17 protein-coding genes and 1 pseudogene are annotated in these 19,075 nt (G+C 74.5%); 5 read left to right on the forward strand and 13 right to left on the reverse strand.

The window, feature by feature from the left end; genetic code table 11:
* Window positions 1-141: pseudogene (locus ACTJIY_RS09035) on the forward strand (ATP-dependent Clp protease ATP-binding subunit ClpX); the annotation flags it as partial.
* A gap of 78 nt (window positions 142-219) precedes the next feature.
* Here the strand turns inward: ACTJIY_RS09035 and ACTJIY_RS09040 are convergent.
* The 5 genes from ACTJIY_RS09040 to ACTJIY_RS09060 form a co-directional block, all read right to left on the reverse strand.
* Window positions 220-1,650, reverse strand: coding sequence for an MFS transporter (locus ACTJIY_RS09040; RefSeq protein ID WP_440673693.1), 1,431 nt, complete (start codon window positions 1,648-1,650; stop codon window positions 220-222).
* Window positions 1,651-1,804: 154 nt separating this feature from the next.
* Complete coding sequence (locus ACTJIY_RS09045; protein WP_439157948.1) at window positions 1,805-2,227, reverse strand: VOC family protein; 423 nt, start codon at window positions 2,225-2,227, stop codon at window positions 1,805-1,807.
* Between the two features lie 58 nt (window positions 2,228-2,285).
* Window positions 2,286-4,175 (reverse strand): hypothetical protein, encoded by a 1,890-nt coding sequence (locus tag ACTJIY_RS09050; RefSeq protein ID WP_439157949.1) that lies wholly within the window; start codon window positions 4,173-4,175, stop codon window positions 2,286-2,288.
* Complete coding sequence (locus ACTJIY_RS09055; RefSeq protein WP_440673692.1) at window positions 4,172-4,867, reverse strand: ABC transporter ATP-binding protein; 696 nt, start codon at window positions 4,865-4,867, stop codon at window positions 4,172-4,174. The genes ACTJIY_RS09050 and ACTJIY_RS09055 overlap by 4 nt, the downstream gene beginning before the upstream one ends.
* Window positions 4,864-5,451 (reverse strand): PadR family transcriptional regulator, encoded by a 588-nt coding sequence (locus ACTJIY_RS09060; protein WP_353707001.1) that lies wholly within the window; start codon window positions 5,449-5,451, stop codon window positions 4,864-4,866. The genes ACTJIY_RS09055 and ACTJIY_RS09060 overlap by 4 nt, the downstream gene beginning before the upstream one ends.
* 137 nt (window positions 5,452-5,588) lie before the next feature.
* On the opposite strand from ACTJIY_RS09060, the gene ACTJIY_RS09065 reads away from it, so the two are divergent.
* The 3 genes from ACTJIY_RS09065 to ACTJIY_RS09075 are packed head-to-tail and all read left to right on the forward strand — an operon-like array spanning window position 5,589 to window position 8,211.
* Window positions 5,589-5,978 (forward strand): hypothetical protein, encoded by a 390-nt coding sequence (locus tag ACTJIY_RS09065; RefSeq protein ID WP_253051665.1) that lies wholly within the window; start codon window positions 5,589-5,591, stop codon window positions 5,976-5,978.
* Window positions 5,979-5,998: 20 nt separating this feature from the next.
* Entirely contained in the window at window positions 5,999-6,925 is a 927-nt protein-coding gene (locus ACTJIY_RS09070) for an NAD-dependent epimerase/dehydratase family protein (protein WP_253051664.1), read from the forward strand.
* Entirely contained in the window at window positions 6,922-8,211 is a 1,290-nt protein-coding gene (locus ACTJIY_RS09075; RefSeq protein WP_253051663.1) for an enolase C-terminal domain-like protein, read from the forward strand. The genes ACTJIY_RS09070 and ACTJIY_RS09075 overlap by 4 nt, the downstream gene beginning before the upstream one ends.
* Before the next feature lie 7 nt (window positions 8,212-8,218).
* On the opposite strand, the gene ACTJIY_RS09080 is transcribed toward ACTJIY_RS09075, so the two are convergent.
* The 3 genes from ACTJIY_RS09080 to ACTJIY_RS09090 form a co-directional block, all read right to left on the reverse strand.
* Window positions 8,219-10,087, reverse strand: a complete 1,869-nt coding sequence (locus ACTJIY_RS09080; protein ID WP_440673691.1) for a lipase family protein — start codon at window positions 10,085-10,087, stop codon at window positions 8,219-8,221.
* 70 nt (window positions 10,088-10,157) lie between these two features.
* Entirely contained in the window at window positions 10,158-10,568 is a 411-nt protein-coding gene (locus ACTJIY_RS09085; RefSeq protein ID WP_253051661.1) for a type II toxin-antitoxin system VapC family toxin, read from the reverse strand.
* On the reverse strand, window positions 10,565-10,834 hold the full coding sequence (locus ACTJIY_RS09090) for a type II toxin-antitoxin system VapB family antitoxin (RefSeq protein ID WP_253051660.1): 270 nt from the start codon (window positions 10,832-10,834) through the stop codon (window positions 10,565-10,567). Before ACTJIY_RS09090 ends, ACTJIY_RS09085 begins: the two co-directional genes overlap by 4 nt.
* 284 nt (window positions 10,835-11,118) lie before the next feature.
* Between ACTJIY_RS09090 and ACTJIY_RS09095 the strand changes: the two genes are divergently transcribed.
* A complete protein-coding gene (locus ACTJIY_RS09095) occupies window positions 11,119-13,209 on the forward strand; it encodes a glycosyl hydrolase family 28-related protein (RefSeq protein ID WP_440673690.1) in 2,091 nt (696 codons plus the stop codon).
* Between the two features lie 133 nt (window positions 13,210-13,342).
* On the opposite strand, the gene ACTJIY_RS09100 is transcribed toward ACTJIY_RS09095, so the two are convergent.
* The 5 genes from ACTJIY_RS09100 to gcvPB form a co-directional block, all read right to left on the reverse strand.
* A complete protein-coding gene (locus ACTJIY_RS09100) occupies window positions 13,343-13,771 on the reverse strand; it encodes a (deoxy)nucleoside triphosphate pyrophosphohydrolase (RefSeq protein WP_253051658.1) in 429 nt (142 codons plus the stop codon).
* 79 nt (window positions 13,772-13,850) lie between these two features.
* A complete protein-coding gene (locus ACTJIY_RS09105; protein ID WP_253052488.1) occupies window positions 13,851-14,060 on the reverse strand; it encodes a helix-turn-helix domain-containing protein in 210 nt (69 codons plus the stop codon).
* Window positions 14,061-14,391: 331 nt separating this feature from the next.
* Entirely contained in the window at window positions 14,392-14,769 is a 378-nt protein-coding gene (gene gcvH / locus ACTJIY_RS09110; RefSeq protein ID WP_253051657.1) for a glycine cleavage system protein GcvH, read from the reverse strand.
* 37 nt (window positions 14,770-14,806) lie between these two features.
* Entirely contained in the window at window positions 14,807-16,054 is a 1,248-nt protein-coding gene (gcvT, locus tag ACTJIY_RS09115) for a glycine cleavage system aminomethyltransferase GcvT (RefSeq protein WP_440673689.1), read from the reverse strand.
* Window positions 16,051-19,014, reverse strand: coding sequence for an aminomethyl-transferring glycine dehydrogenase subunit GcvPB (gene gcvPB / locus ACTJIY_RS09120; RefSeq protein WP_440673699.1), 2,964 nt, complete (start codon window positions 19,012-19,014; stop codon window positions 16,051-16,053). Before gcvPB ends, gcvT begins: the two co-directional genes overlap by 4 nt.
* Window positions 19,015-19,075 lie beyond the last annotated feature (61 nt).

Consider the following 19,075-nt stretch of genomic DNA (forward strand, 5'->3'; position numbering starts at 1 on the left):
GTGATGTTCGACGTGCCGTCGCGTGATGACGTGGAGCGGGTCGTGATCACGCGTGAGGTCGTGCTGGACAACGTGAACCCCACGATCGTGCCGCGCACCTCCACCGCGCGCAGCCGCACCCCGCGGGAGAAGTCCGCCTGACCTGTTCGCTCGGCGCCGGGCACGCCGCGGGCGGTCGCGCGCGTCGCCCGCGACCGCCCGCGGCGTGTCGTGCGCGGCTCACGCGCCGACGGTCTCGCTCTCGCGCGCCGGCTCGCCGGCCCCGGTGCGGGGCGGCGTGCGGAGCAGCACCGCGCTGAGGAGCGCCGCGACGAGCGCGACGACCCCGGCCCCGAGGAACACCGCCGAGTACCCGTCGGTGAGCGCGACGAGGTCGTCGCTCGCGGTCGCCCCGAACGCCGCGCCGACGGCCGTCATCGCGGCGAGGCCGAGGGCGGACCCCACCTGGTAGCTCGTGTTGACGATCCCGGACGCGAGGCCGCCGTCCTGGGGCGGGGCGCTGGAGATCGCGGTCCCGAGCGACGGGATGAAGGCGAGCGACATCCCGAGCGCCGCGACGAGCGTCGCGGGCAGGACGTCGACGGCGTACGCGCCGTCGGGCCGGACGAACGAGAGCCACCCGAGACCGACCGCGAGGACCAGCAGACCGGCGACGACCAGGGCCTTGCTCCCCCAGCGGGCGATGAGGCGCGGCGCGAGCGCGACCATCCCGACCATGACGAGCGCGGTCATCGGCACGAGGGCGGCGCCGGAGGCGAAGGCGCCCAGCCCGAGGACCTGCTGCAGATACAGGTTGAGGTAGAACCACATCGCGACCCAGGCCGCGCCGAGCAGCGCCTGGGCGAGGTTCGCCGCCCCGAGGTTCGGGGTCCGGAAGATCCGCAGCGGGACGAGCGGCTCGCTGCGTCGGGCCTGGCTGACGACGAAGCCGACGAGCAGCAGGAGCGCCGCGCCGAGCACGACCCACGTCTGCGCCGCGCCCCACCCGACCTCGGGCGCCCGCACGACCGCGAAGACGAGGGCACCGAGGCCCACGGTGACCGTGAGCGCGCCCACGACGTCGACGGACCCCCGCGTGGTCGAACCGGCGGGGAGCAGGACCCGGGTGACGGCGAGCACGAGCACGGCGATCGGCACGTTGATCCAGAACACCCACGGCCAGCTCGCGTACTCGGTGATGAGCCCACCGAGGAAGACGCCGGCCGTACCGCCCGCGGGTGCGGCGGCACCGTAGACCGCGAGCGCCCGCGTGAGCTCCCGAGGGCTGGACCCGAAGATCGACATGAGCAGCGTGAGCGCGGCGGGGGCGACGAGCGCGGCGCCGGCACCCTGGACCACGCGCCCGGTGAGCTCGACCGCGACGGTCTCGGCCGCCCCGGCGACGACGGAGCCGACGAGCAGCACCGCCCAGCCGATCGCGAAGATGCGCCGGGCGCCGAAGAGGTCGGCGAGCCGGCCCCCGAGGAGCAGGAGCCCGGCGAACGCGACGACGTACGCGTTGAAGACCCACGACAGGTTCCCCGGCGTGAAGCCCAGGTCCTCCTGGATGCGTGGGAGGGCCACCCCGATGATCGAGGTGTCCATGATGACCATGAACTGCGCGGTGGCGATGAGCCCGAGGGCCCACCCCCGCCTCGATGCGTCCGACATCGAGCGTCCTCCTCCGGGCCTCGAAGGCCCTGTCCGGCCGCCGGGGACGGCGGCACGCGAGGCGACGGCAACCCGTCGCCAGATACCCCATGGGGGTATCTGGCGGTGAAGGTACTATACCGGTGGGGGGTATGCAAGGGTCGATCTCCGGCGGTCAGCCGACGAAGACGCAGAAGGGGTGGCCCGCCGGGTCGGCGTAGACGCGCAGCGGTTCCTCCGGGTCGTCCGAGCGGTCGTGGAGCAGGCGCGCCCCGAGCGCGAGGGCGCGCTCGTGCTGCCGGTCGAGCTCCGCGACGTCCGGCACGGTGCAGTCGAGGTGGAGCTGCTGCGGCACGCCCTCGTCCGGCCAGGTCGACGGCGGGAGCGCGCCGACCTGCTGGAACGCGAGCTGAACCCCGCCCGGCGCGGCGCGCAGCACGAGCCAGTCCGCACCCGCCGGGTCCGGGTCGCCCGCCGGCGGCGGCTCGTCGCCCGCGCGGTACGCGAGCCCGAACAGTGCACGGTAGAACTCGGCGAGCGCGCGCGCGTCGGTCGTGTCGAGCACGACCTGGGCGATCCGGGGGAACACGTCGGCCACGGCGACCACCTCCGCTCGCCACCGTCGCGCGCCGCGCGGGCACTCGCAACGCGCCGCGTCACTCCTGCCGGAGGGCCTCCGCCGTGACCGTGCTCCGTGTGAGAGGCAGGGTCGCGAGCGAGACGGCCAGCGCTCCCACGAGGACGGTGGCGATCATGAGCGCGAGGACGGTCGGCTCGATCGCGAACACGGCTCCGGCGACGTGGGAGTACGCCGCCGTCGCCACGACGCCGAGACCGGTACCGACCACGACCGCGACGACGAGCGGCAGGGCGCCGGCGAGTGCCTGCGCGCGGCGCAGCACCCGGGCGGGGACGCCGACGGCCATGAGCCGCGCGCGTCCGCGGCGCCGCTCCCGCGCGCGGTCGATCGTCGTCAGTCCGTACGTCAGGAGCGACACCGCGACGGCGATCCCGACGACGCTCCACACCGTGGTGCGCACGGTGACGACCTGGCGGTAGTCGTGCAGCTCGGGCACGTCTCCCCAGGCACCGTGCGCCTCGACGACGGCCAGCAGCCGCTCCCGCACGTCCGGCCCGCCGAGGGCCGTGAGCTCGGCACCCGAGACCCGGACGCCCCAGCCGTCCGCGAGCCCTTGCGGCACGAACACGTCGTACGACGCTCCACCCAGGGGACGTTGCGACGTCACGGCGTCGTCGTCCTGCGTCATCTCGCCGGGCAGCGGGACGGTGTGCGTGGCGCCGGAGTCCCGGTCGGCGAGGAGCAGCGTGTCGACCCGCTCGGGCGCCCACGCCGGGGACGCGTCGCCGGCGCCGTGCACGATCCACGCCGCCTGGTCGTCGCGGCAGCCGGCCACGACGATCGCGCGCCCGAGCCGCTCGCACGTGCCCACGTAGACGGACGGGCAGTCCGACCCGTCGCCCTCGGCGCACGTCACGGGGTCGACGGCGTAGGAGAGCTCGGCGTCGAGCACGCCGTCGACCCGCTCCACGGCGGGGAGCACCTTGTCGCGCAGGTCCTCCTGCGAGTCGCCCGCCGTGACGAACATCCGCTGCGGGCCCTCCTCGATGCTGTGGATCGCGTACGCCAGGTGCGGCGTGGACTCGTAGACGCCGAGGTACCCCGCGGCGGCGAAAGCGACGAAGACCGTCAGGCCGAGAGCGACGACGCGGCGGCCGGTCGCCGCGGGCTGGGTCTGGACCGCCCTGCCGGCGAGCAGCGCGGGCACGCTCCCCGTGCGGGTGAGCGTCCCGGAGACCCGCGAGGAGACCAGGGGCGTGACCAGGACGACGGCGACCCCGGAGGCGGCGAGACCGACGAGCAGCGCCACGACCGTCGCGTCGTCCACCTCGTCGGGCGGGGTCGTCAGCAGGATCCCGAAGCAGGCGAGGGCGACGGGCACAGGGGCGAGCCGCCAGAGCGAGAGCCGGGGCCGGGCGGACTCGCTCGTCGCGGCGCGCGGGTCGTCGAGCCGCCGGAACGACGCGAGGGCGAGGACGACGGACAGCACGACGACGCCGAGCACGACCGTGGCGAGGCGCCATCCGCCCGTGATCGGCGCCCGCAGCACCGGGTCGAGCAGGTGCTCCAGCACACCCCGGACCACGACGAACCCCACGGCACCGAGTCCCGCACCCAGCAGCGCGGGGATCCCGTTCTCGACCGCGGCGACGAGAGCGAGCCGCGCCCGGCTCACGCCGAGGAGGTGCAGGGCCGCGAGCCGCCGGTCGCGGACCGTCGAGGACAGCCGCCCCACGGCGAGCAGGAGCGCCGCGACCGGGACGACGACGAGCGCGAGCAGCGAGACGAGCACACCGCGCTGCGGGTTCACGTCTCCGGGCCGCACGACCGGGTACAGCGCGTCCGGAAGGGCCCACGCGGCTGCGAGGAGCGCGACGGCGACGGCGCACCCGGTCACGAGCGAGACGGCGCGCAGCGGTCCGCCGGCCCGGACGAGACGCGCGCCGAGGAGGACGAGAGGGCTCACGCGAGGACCGCCGTCGGGCGCACGCGGCCGTCGCGGATCTGCACGTCGCGGTCGGCCCAGGCCGCGACGCCGACCTCGTGCGTGACGAGCAGGACCGCGGTCCGCGTGTCGCGCGCGGCGCCGACGAGCGCCTCGAGCACCAGCTCGCCCGCCACGGTGTCGAGCGCGCCGGTGGGCTCGTCGGCCAGCACGACGGCGGGCCGGTGGACGAGCGCACGGGCGACCGCGGCGCGCTGCGCCTGCCCGCCCGAGACCTCGACGAGGCGTCGGTCGGCGAGGTCGGCGATGCCGAGGAGGTCGAGCTGCCCGAGCGCGACCGACCGCGCCTCGCGCCGCCGGGTGCCGAGCAGCCGCAGGGGCAGCTCGACGTTCTCCACGACCGTCAGCTCGGGCACGAGGTCGCCGAACTGGAACACGAAGCCCAGGTCACGCAGGCGCACCTGCGCGCGGGCGCGCTCCCCCAGGGTGTCGAGCCTCCGGCCGAGCAGCCGCACCTGGCCGGCGTCCGGCACGAGCAGGCTGGCGAGGAGGTGGAGCAGCGTCGACTTTCCGGAGCCGGAAGGCCCCATGAGCGCGACGACCTCGCCCGCGACGACGTCGAGGTCGACCCCGCGCAGCACGGGGTCGGCGCCGTACGCGTGCTCGATCCGGCGCGCCGACAGCACCACGTCCCGCGCCGCCCCGTCGCTCACCGGGCACCGCCGTCGTCGCCGGCCGGGGCCTCCGGGTGCGCGCCCGCCGCTGGCGCGCCCAGCGCCTCCGCGACGTCACGGCGCAGGTCCCCCAGCCGCGCCCCAGCGACCTCGATCCAGCGCAGGTCCGCCTCGAGGTGCGCCGTCTCGTAGTCGCCCGCGAGCCGGTCGACGGCGTCGCCCGCCCGGCGCGCGGCCGTGAGCTCGCGCATCCGGACGAGGTACACGTCGCGCTGGGCGTCGAGGATCCCCGTGACCTCCCGCCCGCTCGCGAGCGCCAGCACGACCCGTGTGAACAGCTCGCTCGGGCGTCCGCCCGGGAGGTTCGGGGTCGTGAGCCAGCGGTCGAGCTCGGCGACGCCGCCGGGCGTGATGGCGTACACCTTGCGGTCAGCCCCCGCTCCGGGCTCGACCCCGACGCCCGCCGCGAGCCCGTCGCGTTCGAGCCGGGAGAGGGTCGCGTAGACCTGCCCGTACCGCAGCTCGCGCTCGTGGCCGAGCAGTCCGTCGTACCTCCGCTTGAGCACGAACCCGTGCGCAGGACCGGTGTCGAGCAGCGCGAGCATCGCCATGGGGACCGTCATGGGGCGAGTGAACCACAGGTGCACACTCGGTGTATACCCTCGGTGTGCACCCGCCTCCCGGAGGGCTGTCGTCCGGTGGCGACGATCGGCCGGGACTAGGCTCGCGCGCAGCAGGAACGAGCGCCCGAGGAGACCGCATGACCGAGCAGGACGCGCGGCTCGCGCGGCACGTCGCCGAGGCGGCGGACGCGTGGCTCCGCGACCCGCTCGACGCGGGCGTGTACCGCCGCCTCGTCGACGCGACGCTCGCGTGGCGAGCCGGGGGCGGCCGCGTGGTGCCGGGAGCGACGACGGCGACCGCCGTCCCGGCCGACGCCCCGCCGCCCTGGACCGGTGCCGACGCGCTGCGGGGCGACATCGACGACGGGGACGACGACGCCCGCTACCTCCGCCCCGAGCGCGCGCCGCGCGCGGTGGGCAGCACGCTCGCGGACGTCGCGAGCATGCTGCGCGCGCGGGCGATCGCCGCCACCCCGGAGAGCAAGACGACGACAGACAGCCCGCAAGAACGCGACGACAAGGCCTGACCGGGACGTAGGGTGAGGGCATGACGCGCGTCCTCGTCACCGGCGCCGACGGCGGTATCGGCCGCGCGACCGTGCAGCATCTCCTCGACCGCGGGTACGTCGTCACGGCCCTGTCCACCGCGTTCGAGCACCCCTGCCCCGCCGACCGGCTCGTCGTCGGCGACGCCCGCTCCCCCGAGGACGTGGGCCGCGGGCTCGAGGGCGCGGACGCCGTCGTCCACCTCGCGGCGATCCCGCACCCGAACCTGGGCACCCCGCTCGAGGTGTACGCGACCAACACGACGGCGACCTGGGCCGTGCTCTCGCTCGCGGGCGAGCAGGGCGTGCGGCGCGCGGTGCTCGCGAGCAGCATCAACGCGTTCGGGGTCCCCATGAACCCCCACGACGTGCACCCCGCCTACTACCCGCTCGACGAGGACGTGCCGGCCGACGTCGCCGACGCCTACTCGCTCTCGAAGCAGGCGGACGAGGCTGCTGCCCGGGCCGCGTGGCGCCGGTGGGGTCTCGACGTCGTCGCGCTGCGCTTCCCGCACGTGCGCGACGCCGCCGGGCTCCGGGAGACCGCGGCCGCCGTCGCCCGCGACCCGCGCGTCATGGCACGCGAGGGCTGGGCCTACCTGGACCTGCGCGACGCGGTCGCGGCGATCGAGGCCGGGCTGACGGCCGACCTCACGGGCGCGCACGTCGTCGGGCTCGCCGCCGACGACACGCTCCTGGACGCCCCGACCCCGGAGCTCCTCGCCCGCTACGCGCCCGAGGTACCCCTCACCCGCGCGATCGGGCCGCGCGACGGCCTCGTCGACACGCGCCGCGCGCGCGAGCTGCTCGGCTTCCGGCCGCGGCACTCGCTCCACCGCCCGGACGACGCGCCCGCCCCACCCGACGGCGGGACTGCCGCCCGGCCCCGCACCCAGCCCGACGCCCGACCCACCCCGGAGACCCCGTGACCGACGCCCCGCTCAGCACCGTCCACCCCGTCGACCCGGCGTTCGCGAACCCGTGGCCCGCGCGCGACGGCACGCGCATCACGGGCGTGCGCGCGATCGTCACGGCGCCGGACGGCATCCCGCTCGTCGTGGTGCGCGTCGACACGAACGTGCCCGGCCTCTACGGGCTCGGGTGCGCGACGTACACGCAGCGCTGGCACGCGGTGGCCGCGTACGTGGAGCAGCACCTCGAGCGGATCGTCGTCGGTCGCTACCCCGGCGACGTCGGCGACCTGGTGCGCCTCGTGCGCCTCGCGCCGTACTGGCGCGAGGGGCCAGTGGGGAACAACGCGATCAGCGGGCTCGACATGGCGCTGTGGGACATCGCCGGCAAGCGCGCGGGCATGCCGGTGCACGAGCTGCTGGGCGGCAAGGTGCGCGACGCCGCCGACACGTACCTCCACGCGAGCGGGCGCACCGTCGAGGAGACGATCGACGACGCGCACCGGATCGTCGACGCCGGGTGGCGGCACGTGCGCATCCAGACCGGCCAGCCGGGCATCGGCCACTACGGCACGGCCGCCGACCCCGAGCCGGGCTACCCCGCCGCGCCCAACCCGCGCGGGTGGAGCGTCGAGGAGTACCTGCGCCGCACGCCCCGGCTCTTCGCCGCCGCCCGCGAGGCGCTCGGCGAGCAGGTCGAGCTGCTGCACGACGTCCACTCGCGCCTCACCCCCAAGCAGGCCGTGATGCTCGCGCGAGCCCTCGAGCCGTACCGCCCGTTCTTCCTCGAGGACGTCCTCGCGCCGGAGCACTGGGACCGCCTGCCCGAGGTGCGCGCGGCGTCACCGGTGCCGATCGCGGTCGGCGAGCTCGCGACGTCGTTCCCCGACGCCGCCCGGCTCGTCCTCGGTGGCGGCGTCGACCTGATCCGGTGCCACATCAGCGCGATCGGGGGGCTCAGCGCGGGCCGGGCGCTCGCGACCGCCGCCGAGCTGGTCGGGGTGCGCACGGCCTGGCACGCGCCGGGCGACACCTCCCCGGTGGGCGCGGCGGCGAACGTCGCGCTCGACGTCACGTCGACCGCGTTCGGCATCCAGGAGGGCCACGTGTACTCCGACGCCGTGCACGAGGTCTTCCCCGGCACGCTGCGGATCGTGGACGGCTGGCTGCGCCCGCACGACGCGCCCGGGTTCGGCGTCGACCTCGACGAGCGCGCCGCGGCCCGCTACCCCGCGGACCTCGCGGGCCACGACGCGTGGGCCGCGGGCGTACGCGCGCCCGACGGCGGTCTGGTCGCTCCCTGAGGACCGGTCACCCGGCGGCGCACGTCGGGGTCGGCGGCTCGCCCGCGAGCCGCGCCTCGGTCCACCGCACGAGGTCCGTCGCCGCGGGCGAGTCCGCCTGCACGAGCCCGACGTGGTCCCGGCCCTGGTAGGTGCGGTAGTCGACCGGCTGCCCGGCCGCGCACCGCGCGCCGACGTACGCCTCCTGCGCCGTCGGGAGGATCAGCGTGTCGGAAGCCCCCTGGGCGACGAGCAGCGGCGCGGCGACCGGACCCGTCGGCACGTTCTCGGCCAGGCGCTCGCCGAGCGGGCCGGTCGTCGGGTCGGTCGTCCACAGCGGCTGGTCCATCGACAGGGCCTCCGCGACCGAGACGAGCGCGCTCGGCTCCGACAGGCAGCGCGACGCCATCTCCCGCACGACGAACCGCGCACCGGGCCGGACGTACCCCGCCGCGTCGCTGTCCGGGTAGATCGCGTCGTACGCCTCCACGACGAACGACGCGAAGACGCTGCCGCCCGCGACGTTCTCCAGGTGGGGCACGAGGCCGGTGAGGTCGCTCGCGGGCGCGAGCGCGGCGACGCCCGCGAGGGGGACGTCGGGCGCGTACTCCGGGGCGACCGCACCGGTCCACAGCGCGGCGTGGCCGCCCTGCGAATGTCCCCAGACGACGGTCTGCTCGCCGAGCGTCGCGCCGTCCAGCTCCCGCGCGGCGCGGACGGCGTCGAGCACGGACCGCGCCTCGCCCTGCCCGACGAGGTACGGGTGCGGGCCGTCGGTCCCCAGGCCCACGTAGTCCGTGGCGACGAGCGCCCAGCCGTGCGCGAGGACGTCGTCGAGCAGGAAGAACGCGCCGGACTCGAACGGCTCGGCGAGGACCGACGGCGCACAGCCCCGGGCGTAGCCCGTCGTGCCGTGGGCCCACGCGATCACGGGCGGCGCGGCGTCGTCCCGGAGGGAGTCCGGCACGACGACGATCCCGCTCGCCACCGCGGGCTCGCCCTCGTCGCGGGTGGTCGTGTAGAGGATGCGCCACGCCGTCGCACCGTCGGGGATCTCGCGCGTGAACGGCTCCGCGCGCAGGAGCCGACCGGGCTCGCCCGGGACGGACGCGGGCGGGTCGTAGAACGCGTCGACCTGCGGCGCCGCACGGTGCAGCCCGACGCTGACGGCCGCGAGCGCGCCGGCCGCGACCACCGCCAGGACCGCGCCGACGAGCGCCACCCGGCCGTGGCGGCGAGGCTCGGACGTGCCGGGCGCTGCGGGCGCGCCTCCCCCGCCGCCGGGCACGGCACCGTCGGTGGCGCCGGACGGTCCCGCCGGCCCGCGAGCGCGGCGGACCCCGGCGACGACGAGGCGGACGCCGAGGACCACGACGCGCGCGCCGAAGACCACCGCGACGACGAGCACCGTGACGTCCGGCCACGCGAGGGCCAGGACGCCCAGCACCACCGAGGCCATGCCGAGCGCGACGCGCGTCCAGCGGTCGACGCCGGCCGACCGGGCCCCCTCGAACCCGTCCAGGACGCCCGCGACGACGAGCCCGACGCCGACGAGGACCGCCACGACGACGATCGACGGCGCCGGCCACACGACGACCGCCACCGCGAGCGCGAGGAACAGCAGGCCGCGCGCGACGTGCGGCCACCGCGGAGACTGCGGCGCACCGGGGTCGTCGGGCCGCTCGGGTGACCGGCCCCCGACGAGCTCCGTGACGCCGAGGACGACGGCTCCGACGACGACCGCGACCACCAGCAACGCGAGCGACGCGAACGGCCGCAGGACGAGGACCGCGCCGACGACCGCGCACACGACGCCGAGCGTGACGGAGACCCACGGCGGGACCCTCTCCCCCGCGGCGGCGGCGGAGGCACGCGTCCTGGCTCCGAGGCGGCTCACGCGGCGACCGTACCGGGCGCGGTGCAGGTCCGCGCGTCGTCCGGGGTCGAGCGCGGCGCGCGGACCCGGCTCAGGCCGGCGGTGCGGCCTCGTGCGCGGGGCGCAGGTCGGTGCGCGAGAAACCGTCGCCGACGAAGAGGAGCCGGTCGCGCGTCGCCGCGGCCAGCGCGTACGCGAAGCAGTCGCCGAGGTTCAGGCGCGCCGGATGGCCGCTGCCCCGGCCGAACTCGCGGTACGCCTCGCGGGCGATCTCGGCGTGCTCGGCCGTGAAGGGCTCGACCTCGATCCCGTACAGCTCGAGGAGGGCGTCGAGCCGGCGGCGCTGCGCCGGGGACGATCGGCTGTCCAGGACGGCGTAGAGCTCGACGAGGGTCGGGGCGGCCATGCGCGGACGGCTGGCCGCGAGCAGGATCTCGGAGAGCGTGTCGGCGCCCGGCTCGTCCAGGACGATGGCGACGAGCGCGGACGTGTCGACGATCACCGAGGGAGACCGCTCTCGTCGTAGAGCGTCGCCTCGGCTGCGCGCACGTCATCGACGTCGAGGTCGACGCGGATCTCGTCGAGAAGCCGGGCGATCTCGGCGCGTCGGGCGGCGACGGCCTCGTCGCCCCTCGACCGGGACTCGAGCACCTCGTCGAGACGGTGCTGGACGGCCTCCTCGATCGCGCTCGTCTGCGACTGGCCCGTGGTCTCCGCGAGCCGGCGCACCAGCGCGTGCGTGCGCTCGTTCTTGATGTTGAGGCTCATGGGCACCTTTCTACCGTGGCAGAACCGCTCGTCTACCCAGGGTAGACACGTGGCCCGCCGATGTCCACGGCTCGCGCTCCGCCGACCGACGGGCAGGACTCCGACGCAAGAAGTAGACGAATGACCGCAATATCGCTACATAGTCTTGTGCTCGCATCGACGTCGCTCTAGTGTTCGGCACGAACGACCCTGCGCGGAGGTGCGGCTGCGCAGCGGCCCGGAGGTCAGCACACCCTCCGGTGAGCACGGAGGCCGACCGCCTCCCGAGAGAAGACGGGTCAACGATGATTCGCAGCACATATCACCCCGTGGCGCGGCGACGCGCCCGGGTCGCAGCCGCCACGGCCGTCGCCCTCACGCTCGTGGCGGGCACCGCGTCGTCGGCCCTCGCCCACGGCAAGCCCCGCCCGCCGGCGCCCGCCGTGGTGACCCGGGCCGCCGTCGACCCGGCGCTCGTCGAGGGACGCGGCGCGGCCGTCCCGTTCCTCGAGCAGGAGGCGGAGAACGCCGTGACGACCGGGACGGTCATCGGCCCGGGACGCGACGCGTACACGATCGAGGCCGAGGCGTCGGGTCGCTCGGCCGTCCGGCTCACGGCGGGGCAGAACGTGGAGTTCACGCTCCCCGCGGACGCGAACGCGATCACGGTCCGGTACTCGATCCCCGACTCCCCCACGGGCGGGGGGATCACGTCGCCGCTCGACGTGTCGGTCCTGCGCCAGGGCAAGAAGGTCGGGCTCGACCGGCGCATGACGCTCACCTCGGCGTACTCCTACCTGTACAACCAGTACCCGTTCACCAACGACCCCACGGCGGACCTCCTCCAGCCCGGCTGGTGGGTCACCGAGTGCGCGTGCGTCCCCGCCCAGACGTCGCCGTCGCCGACGTTCGAGAAGCCGTTCCGGCCCATGAAGTTCTACGACGAGCAGCGCCTCCTGCTCGGCCAGACGTACAAGAAGGGCGACGTCGTCCGACTCACGGTGCCCGCGAGCGGAGCCGCGGAGTGGACCGTGATCGACCTGCTGGACTCCGAGAAGGTCGCGCCCCCGAAGGTGCGCCTCCTCGCCGCGAACGCGCTGCTCTTCGGGGCCGACCCGACCGGTCGTCGCGACTCCGCCGACGCGCTGGACAAGGCGATCGCGTTCGCCAAGAAGCACCGGCTCGAGGTGTACGTCCCGCCGGGGGTGTACCAGGTGAACCGGCACGTGCTCGTCGACGACGTGACCATCCAGGGCGCGGGGAGCTGGTACACCGTGTTCCGGGGCAAGGAGGTCGCGCTCGACACGCCCGCACCCGACGGGTCCGTGCACACCGGCGTCGGGTTCTACGGGAGGTACGCCGACGAGGGCGGCAGCACGAACGTGCACCTGCGCGACTTCGCGATCGTCGGGGACGTGCGCGAGCGCGTCGACACCGACCAGGTCAACGGCGTCGGCGGCGCGCTGAGCAGCTCGTCGATCTCCGGCCTGTACATCCAGCACACCAAGGTGGGGCTGTGGTTCGACGGCCCGATGGACGACCTGCGCGTGGAGAACACCGTCGTCGTGGACCAGATCGCCGACGCGCTGAACTTCCACGGGGGCGTGACGAACTCGGTCGTGCGGAACGTCTTCGTCCGGAACTCCGGCGACGACGGCCTCGCCATGTGGTCGGAGAAGCTGGCGAACGCGGGCAACGTGTTCGAGAACAACACGATCCAGTCCAACACCCTGGCCAACGGCATCGCGGTCTACGGCGGCACGGACAACACCGCCCGCGCGAACCTCGTCGCCGATCCGGTGCGCGAGGGCAGCGGGCTGCACGTCGGGTCGCGGTTCGGGGCCGAGCCGTTCGCGGGGCGCCTCGACCTCACCGACAACACCGCCGTTCGGGCGGGGACGTACGAGCTCAACTGGAACATCGGGCTCGGCGCGATCTGGTTCTACGCGCTCGACCGCGACATCGACGCCGACGTCCGCGTCACCGGCGACCACTATCTCGACAGCACGTACAACGCGATCATGCTCGTCTCCGACTGGGGCGTGAAGGACCAGGTCGCGATCGAGGGCGTCGCCTTCAAGGACGTGCGGGTCGACGGCACCGGGACGTCCGTCGTGAGCGCGCGCGTGCGCGGCGGAGCGACGTTCGAGAACGTCGACGCGCGCAACGTCGGCTGGGCAGGCGTCAACAACTGCGGGGCGTTCACCTTCCCCGACGGCGGCACCGAGTTCACGCTCACGGACCTCGGCGGCAACGACGGCACGTCGCTCAGCCCGTGGGAGCCGGGCACCGTGAACTGGCTCGGCCGGTTCGTGCCCAACGCGCCGAGCTGCAACGACCGCCCGCCGGTCGTCGCTCCCCCGGCGCCGTCCCCCTGGGTCCAGCCGGTCGGCTGACCCGGCCCCCGCTGAGTGCTGGGTATCTGTCGTGTCACCGCGCTCCTGACGACACCTACCCAGCACTCACGGCGGGCGGGCCGGTAGGGGGGGCGGGTTCCTCTCGGGGCACGGGGTGCCGCGTCAGACGGCGTCAGACCGCCTCGGCCGCCACCTGGCGTGCGAGCGCCTCGACGATCCGGACGTCGGCGTCGAGCCACGGGACGGTCAGCCAGGACCCGGCGTCGAGCCAGGTCAGCGCGTCGTGCTCCACGAGCGGCTGGGGCTCCCCGGCGGTGATCCGGGCGAACCACAGGCGCATGACGTGCCGGTCCGTGATGATCCACGTCCCGTGGTCGGGCCCCACGAGCTCGTCACCGAGCTCGACGGCGACGCCCAGCTCCTCGCGCAGCTCGCGGTGCAGCGCCTGCGTCGGGGTCTCACCGGGGTCGACCTTGCCCCCGGGGAACTCCCAGCGACCTGCGAGGTGCGACGGCCGTGACCGGCGCGCGCTGAGCAGGAGCCGCGGAGCGACGAGATCGTCGACGATCGCCGCGGCCACCACCAGTCTGCGCAGAGTCATACGCGGAGTGTCGCACGGCGTCGTGTCGTGCGGGTGACGCGGTCACGCCGACGGCCCGCCGGCGTGGACGGGCCGTCGGTCAGCGCAGGCCGGCCGCCCGCGCCCAGGCGACGGCCTCGGCGCGGGTCGAGACCCCGAGCTTGCGGTAGAGGCTGCGGACCTGCGACTTGACCGTGTTGCGCGTGACGAAGAGCTTGGTGGCGATCTGCTCGAGCGTGACGTCCTCAGACAGGTTGGACAGGACGACCCGCTCGCGGCGGGTCAGCGGAGCGATCGGCGTGGCGATCATCTCCGACGGGGCCGCCACGGGGCGGACCAGCTCGATCGTGCTCATGTTCTCCTCCAGGTGCTCTCCGGTCACGTCATCCCCACGTGGCGAGTTCCGGTGTGTTGCTACAAGAAGAGATGGACGAAGGTCCCGTTCATGACGCGACTTTTCACCCCGAGATCTGACCGAACGTCAGAAGCCGGTCGGCCGAGTCGCGCGTGGCCGGGTCTTCGCAGGTCAGAGGGCTTTTCCGGACAGACGGAACCGGCGCCGGACGGCGCGGTGGAAGGTCTCCACAGGCCGTCTGACGCCGGTTCAGCGGTGTGATCTACGTCACACTTCGTCCAGGAGATCAGCTCCCGACGTGCGCCGCGTACTGGTCCGGGGTGAGCAGGTCCCCCGTCTCCACCACGTCGACCTTGAAGAGCCAGCCGTCGGTGTACGGGTCGGAGTTGACGACCGCCGGGTCGTCGATCGCGGCCTGGTTCACCTCGACGACGGTGCCCGTGACGGGCGAGAAGAGCTCCGACACGGACTTGGTGGACTCCACCTCGCCGATGACGCTCCCCGCGGTCACCTCGGCACCCACCTCCGGCAGCTCCAGGTAGACGATGTCGCCGAGCGCCTCGGCCGCCGTCGCGGTGATGCCGACGACGGCCGGGTTCGAGCCGTCGATCCACTCGTGCTCCGCCGTGTACTGCAGGTGGGCCGGGAACTGGGCCTCGGTCATGGGGTTCTCCTTCGAGCTCTTCGGGACGACTGCGGGGTCAGGACTGCTGGGGACGACGGTAGAACGGGAGCGGCACGACCACCACGGGCTCGGCCCGGCCGCGCACGTCGACGGCGAGCTCGGTGCCCTCCGCCGAGAGCTCGGGCGTCACGTACGCCAGCGCGATCGGGTACCCCAGCGTCGGCGACGGCGCCCCCGAGGTCACGGTGCCCACGCGACGCGCCGACTCCCCCACCGCTCCCCCGGGCTCGGTCCCGGGCAGCACGACGGCGTAGCCCGCCCGGGCAGGACGGCGCCCCAGCCCCTTCAGGCCGACGAGCACCCGCGCGGGCGCGGACTCCCGGCGCGCGGCGAGCGCGGTCCGACCGACGAACTCGAGCGGCGTGCCGTCGGCGGCGACCTTGTCGAGCTTGACCACGCGACCGAGACCCGCCTCGTACGGCGTGGTCGTCGTGTCGAGCTCGTGCCCGTACAGCGGCATGCCCGCCTCCAGGCGCAGGGAGTCGCGCGCGGACAGGCCGGCCGGCACGAGGCCCAGCGGCGCACCGGCCGCGAGCACCGCGTGCCACAGGTCGGCCGCACGGTCCGCGGGCACGAACAGCTCGAAGCCGTCCTCCCCCGTGTACCCGGTGCGCGCGACGAGCGCGTCGACCGGACCGGCGTCCGTCCGCAGTGCGAGCGGGGCGGCCGCGTAGTACTTCAGCCCGCGCACGGTCTCGGCAGCGTCCGAGCCGGCGTCCGCGCCAGCGACGTCCGTCAGCCCGACGACGATCTCCTCCGCGCGGGGGCCCTGGACCGCGACGAGCGCCGTGCCCGCACCCTGGTCCGTGACCGTGGCGTCGAAGCCGGCGGCGCGCTCGACCAGCTCGCGCGCGACCAGGTCCGCGTTCCCCGCGTTCGCGACGACGAGGAAGCGCTCGTCGTCGAGCCGGTACACGACGAGGTCGTCGAGGACCGCCCCGTCCTCCTGGCAGATCATCGTGTACCGAGCCCGACCCGGCGTGACCGCCGTGAGGTTGCCGACGAGCGCGTGGTCCAGCGCGGCCGCGGCCTGCGGTCCCGCGACCTCGATCTCCCCCATGTGCGAGAGGTCGAACAGTCCCGCGGCCTCACGGACCGCGCGGTGCTCCGCGAGGTCGGACGTGTAGCGCAGCGGCATCTGCCAGCCGCCGAAGCTCGTGAGGTTCGCGCCCAGCGCGACGTGCTCGTCGCGCAGCGGGCTCTGCTTGTCGGCCGGCCGGCCCGTCGGGTCTCCGGTCGGCTGGTCGGTCTGCTGGTCGGTCATGCGAGGTCTCCCGTCACGTAGGACTCCACCGGCGGGCACGAGCACACCAGGTTGCGGTCGCCCCGCGCGCCGTCGATGCGGCGCACCGGCGGCCAGTACTTTCCGGCGCGCAGGCTCGCGACCGGGTACGCCGCGAGCTCGCGCGAGTACGGCTTGTCCCACGCCTCGGCGACGAGCGCCGCCGCGGTGTGCGGAGCGCCGCGCAGCGGCGACTCCTCCACGCTCCAGCGGCCCGAGGAGACGGCGTCGATCTCGCCGCGGATCGCGATCAGCGCGTCGACGAACCGGTCGAGCTCGGCCAGGTCCTCGCTCTCGGTCGGCTCGACCATGAGCGTGCCCGCGACCGGGAACGACAGCGTCGGCGCATGGAAGCCGTAGTCCATGAGGCGCTTCGCGACGTCCTCCGCCGTCACGCCCGTCTCCGCCGTGATCCCGCGCAGGTCGAGGATGCACTCGTGCGCGACGAGCCCGGCCGGTCCCGTGTAGAGCACCGGGTAGTGGTCCGCGAGGCGGCTCGCGACGTAGTTCGCCGTGAGCACAGCCGTCTTCGTCGCCTCGGTCAGCCCGTCGGGGCCCATGAGCGCGACGTACGCGTACGAGATCGGCAGGATCCCCGCCGAGCCGTACCGCGTCGCGGAGACCGGCGTGGCCCGGGGTGCCGCTCCTGCTCCTCCCGCGTCCGCCGTCGGCGCGAGCGGGTCGCCCGGGAGGAACGGCACGAGGTGCTCGGCGACCGCGACCGGGCCGACGCCGGGGCCGCCCCCGCCGTGCGGGATGCAGAACGTCTTGTGCAGGTTCAGGTGCGAGACGTCGCCGCCGAACTCGCCCGGGCGCGCGAGGCCCACGAGCGCGTTGAGGTTCGCCCCGTCGATGTACACCTGGCCGCCCGCCTCGTGTACGAGGTCGCACACCTCGCGCACGTGCTCCTCGTAGACGCCGTGCGTCGAGGGGTACGTGATCATGATCGCCGCGACCCGGGGGCCGTGGTCGGCGAGCTTCGCCCGCAGGTCGTCGAGGTCCACCTCGCCGCTCTCCGCGGTCCTCACCACGTCGACCTTCAGGCCCGCCAGGGCCGCCGACGCCGCGTTGGTCCCGTGCGCCGACGCCGGGATGAGGCACACGTCGCGCTCCGTGTCGCCGCGCGACACGTGGTAGTCACGGATCGCCAGCAGGCCCGCGAACTCGCCCTGCGAGCCCGCGTTGGGCTGCACCGAGACGCCCGCGTAGCCCGTGATCTCGGCGAGCGCCGACTCCAGGCCGTCGATGAGCTCCGCGTATCCGAGCGCCTGGTCGGCGGGCACGTACGGGTGCAGGTCCGCGAACCCCGGCCAGGAGATCGCCTCCATCTCGGCCGTCGCGTTGAGCTTCATGGTGCACGAGCCCAGCGGGATCATCGTGCGGTCCAGCGCGAGGTCCTTGTCCGAGAGCCGCCGCAGGTAGCGGAGCATCGAGGTCTCCGAGCGGTGCAGGTGGAAGATCGGGTGCTGGAGGTAGCTCGTCTCGCGCCGGAGCGCCGCGGGCAGGGCGTCCGAGACGCCGCCGGTGGGGACGGCGGCCTCGCCGTCCGCCTCACCACCGCTCGTGACCACGCCTCCACCTCGCGAGGTAGAGGCCTGGTCCGGCGAGGTAGAGGCCTGGTCTGGCGAGGTAGAGGCCTGGTCTGTGAGGCCGAAGGCCGCCAGTACCGTGGCGAGGGTAGCGGCGGTGGTGGTCTCGTCGCAGGCGATCTGTACATGATGAGCGTCGGGGTTGTACAGGTTCACGCCAGCAGCTGCGGCTGCAGCGACGACGGCCTCCGCGCGGCCAGGGACGACGGTGCGGACGGTGTCGAAGAACGTGTCGTGCTCGACGGTGACCCCGCCCGCGCGCAGGGCGTCGGCGAGGGTCGTGGCGTGGGCGTGGGTGCGCTCGGCGATCGCGCGGAGGCCGTCGGGGCCGTGGTAGACGGCGTACATCGACGCCACGATGGCGAGGAGCGCCTGCGCGGTGCAGATGTTGCTCGTCGCCTTCTCGCGGCGGATGTGCTGTTCACGGGTCTGGAGCGCGAGCCGGTAGGCGGTGTCGCCGTCGGCGTCGATCGAGACGCCCACGAGCCGGCCGGGGAGGGACCGTTCCAGACCCTTGCGGACCGCCATGAACGCGGCGTGCGGACCGCCGTAGAACAGCGGGACGCCGAACCGCTGAGCCGAGCCCACCGACACGTCGGCGCCGAGCTCGCCGGGAGAGACCAGCAGCGTCAGGGCGAGCAGGTCGCTCGCCACGGTGACGAGCGCGCCCGCGTCCTTGGCCTCCGCCACCACGGGACGCCAGTCCACGACACGGCCCGACGCCCCGGACTGCTGGACGACGACGCCCACGAGCTGCGCGGCGTCGTCCACCTCGGCGGGGAAGCCCCCCGCCGCGCGGGCGGCGGCGAGGCCGACGTCCAGGCCGCCCGAGAGGTCCGCGACCACCACGGGAAGGCCGACGGCGTGCGCGCGACCGAGCGTCACGGCGAGCGTCTGCGGGAAGAGGTCGGCGTCCAGGGCCACGTAGCCGCTCTTCGCGCGCGAGGCACGCCACATGAGCGCGACGGCCTCCGCGACCGCGGTGGCCTCGTCGAGGAGCGACGCGTTCGCGACGTCCAGGCCCGTGAGGTCCTCGACGACCTGCTGGAAGTTGAGCAGCGCCTCGAGGCGGCCCTGCGAGATCTCCGGCTGGTACGGCGTGTACGCGGTGTACCAGGCGGGGGACTCGAGGACGTTGCGGCGGATCACCGGGGGAGTGACGGTGCCGTAGTAGCCGAGCCCGATCATCTGCGTCTTGACGACGTTCTTGCCGGCCAGCGCGCGCAGGTGGTCCAGCACCTCGGTCTCGGTGCGCGCGGCGGGCAGGTCGAGCGCGCGCTCGGTGCGGATCGACGCCGGGACGGCCGCGTCGACGAGCGCGTCGAGCGAGGCGTAGCCGAGCTGGTCGAGCATCACGCCGACCTCTCGCCCGCGCGGGCCGAGGTGGCGCGGCGCGAACGCACCGGTCGCGGCG

This window comes from Cellulosimicrobium sp. 22598 (genome assembly GCF_052044445.1).
GTDB lineage: Bacteria > Actinomycetota > Actinomycetes > Actinomycetales > Cellulomonadaceae > Cellulosimicrobium > Cellulosimicrobium cellulans_G.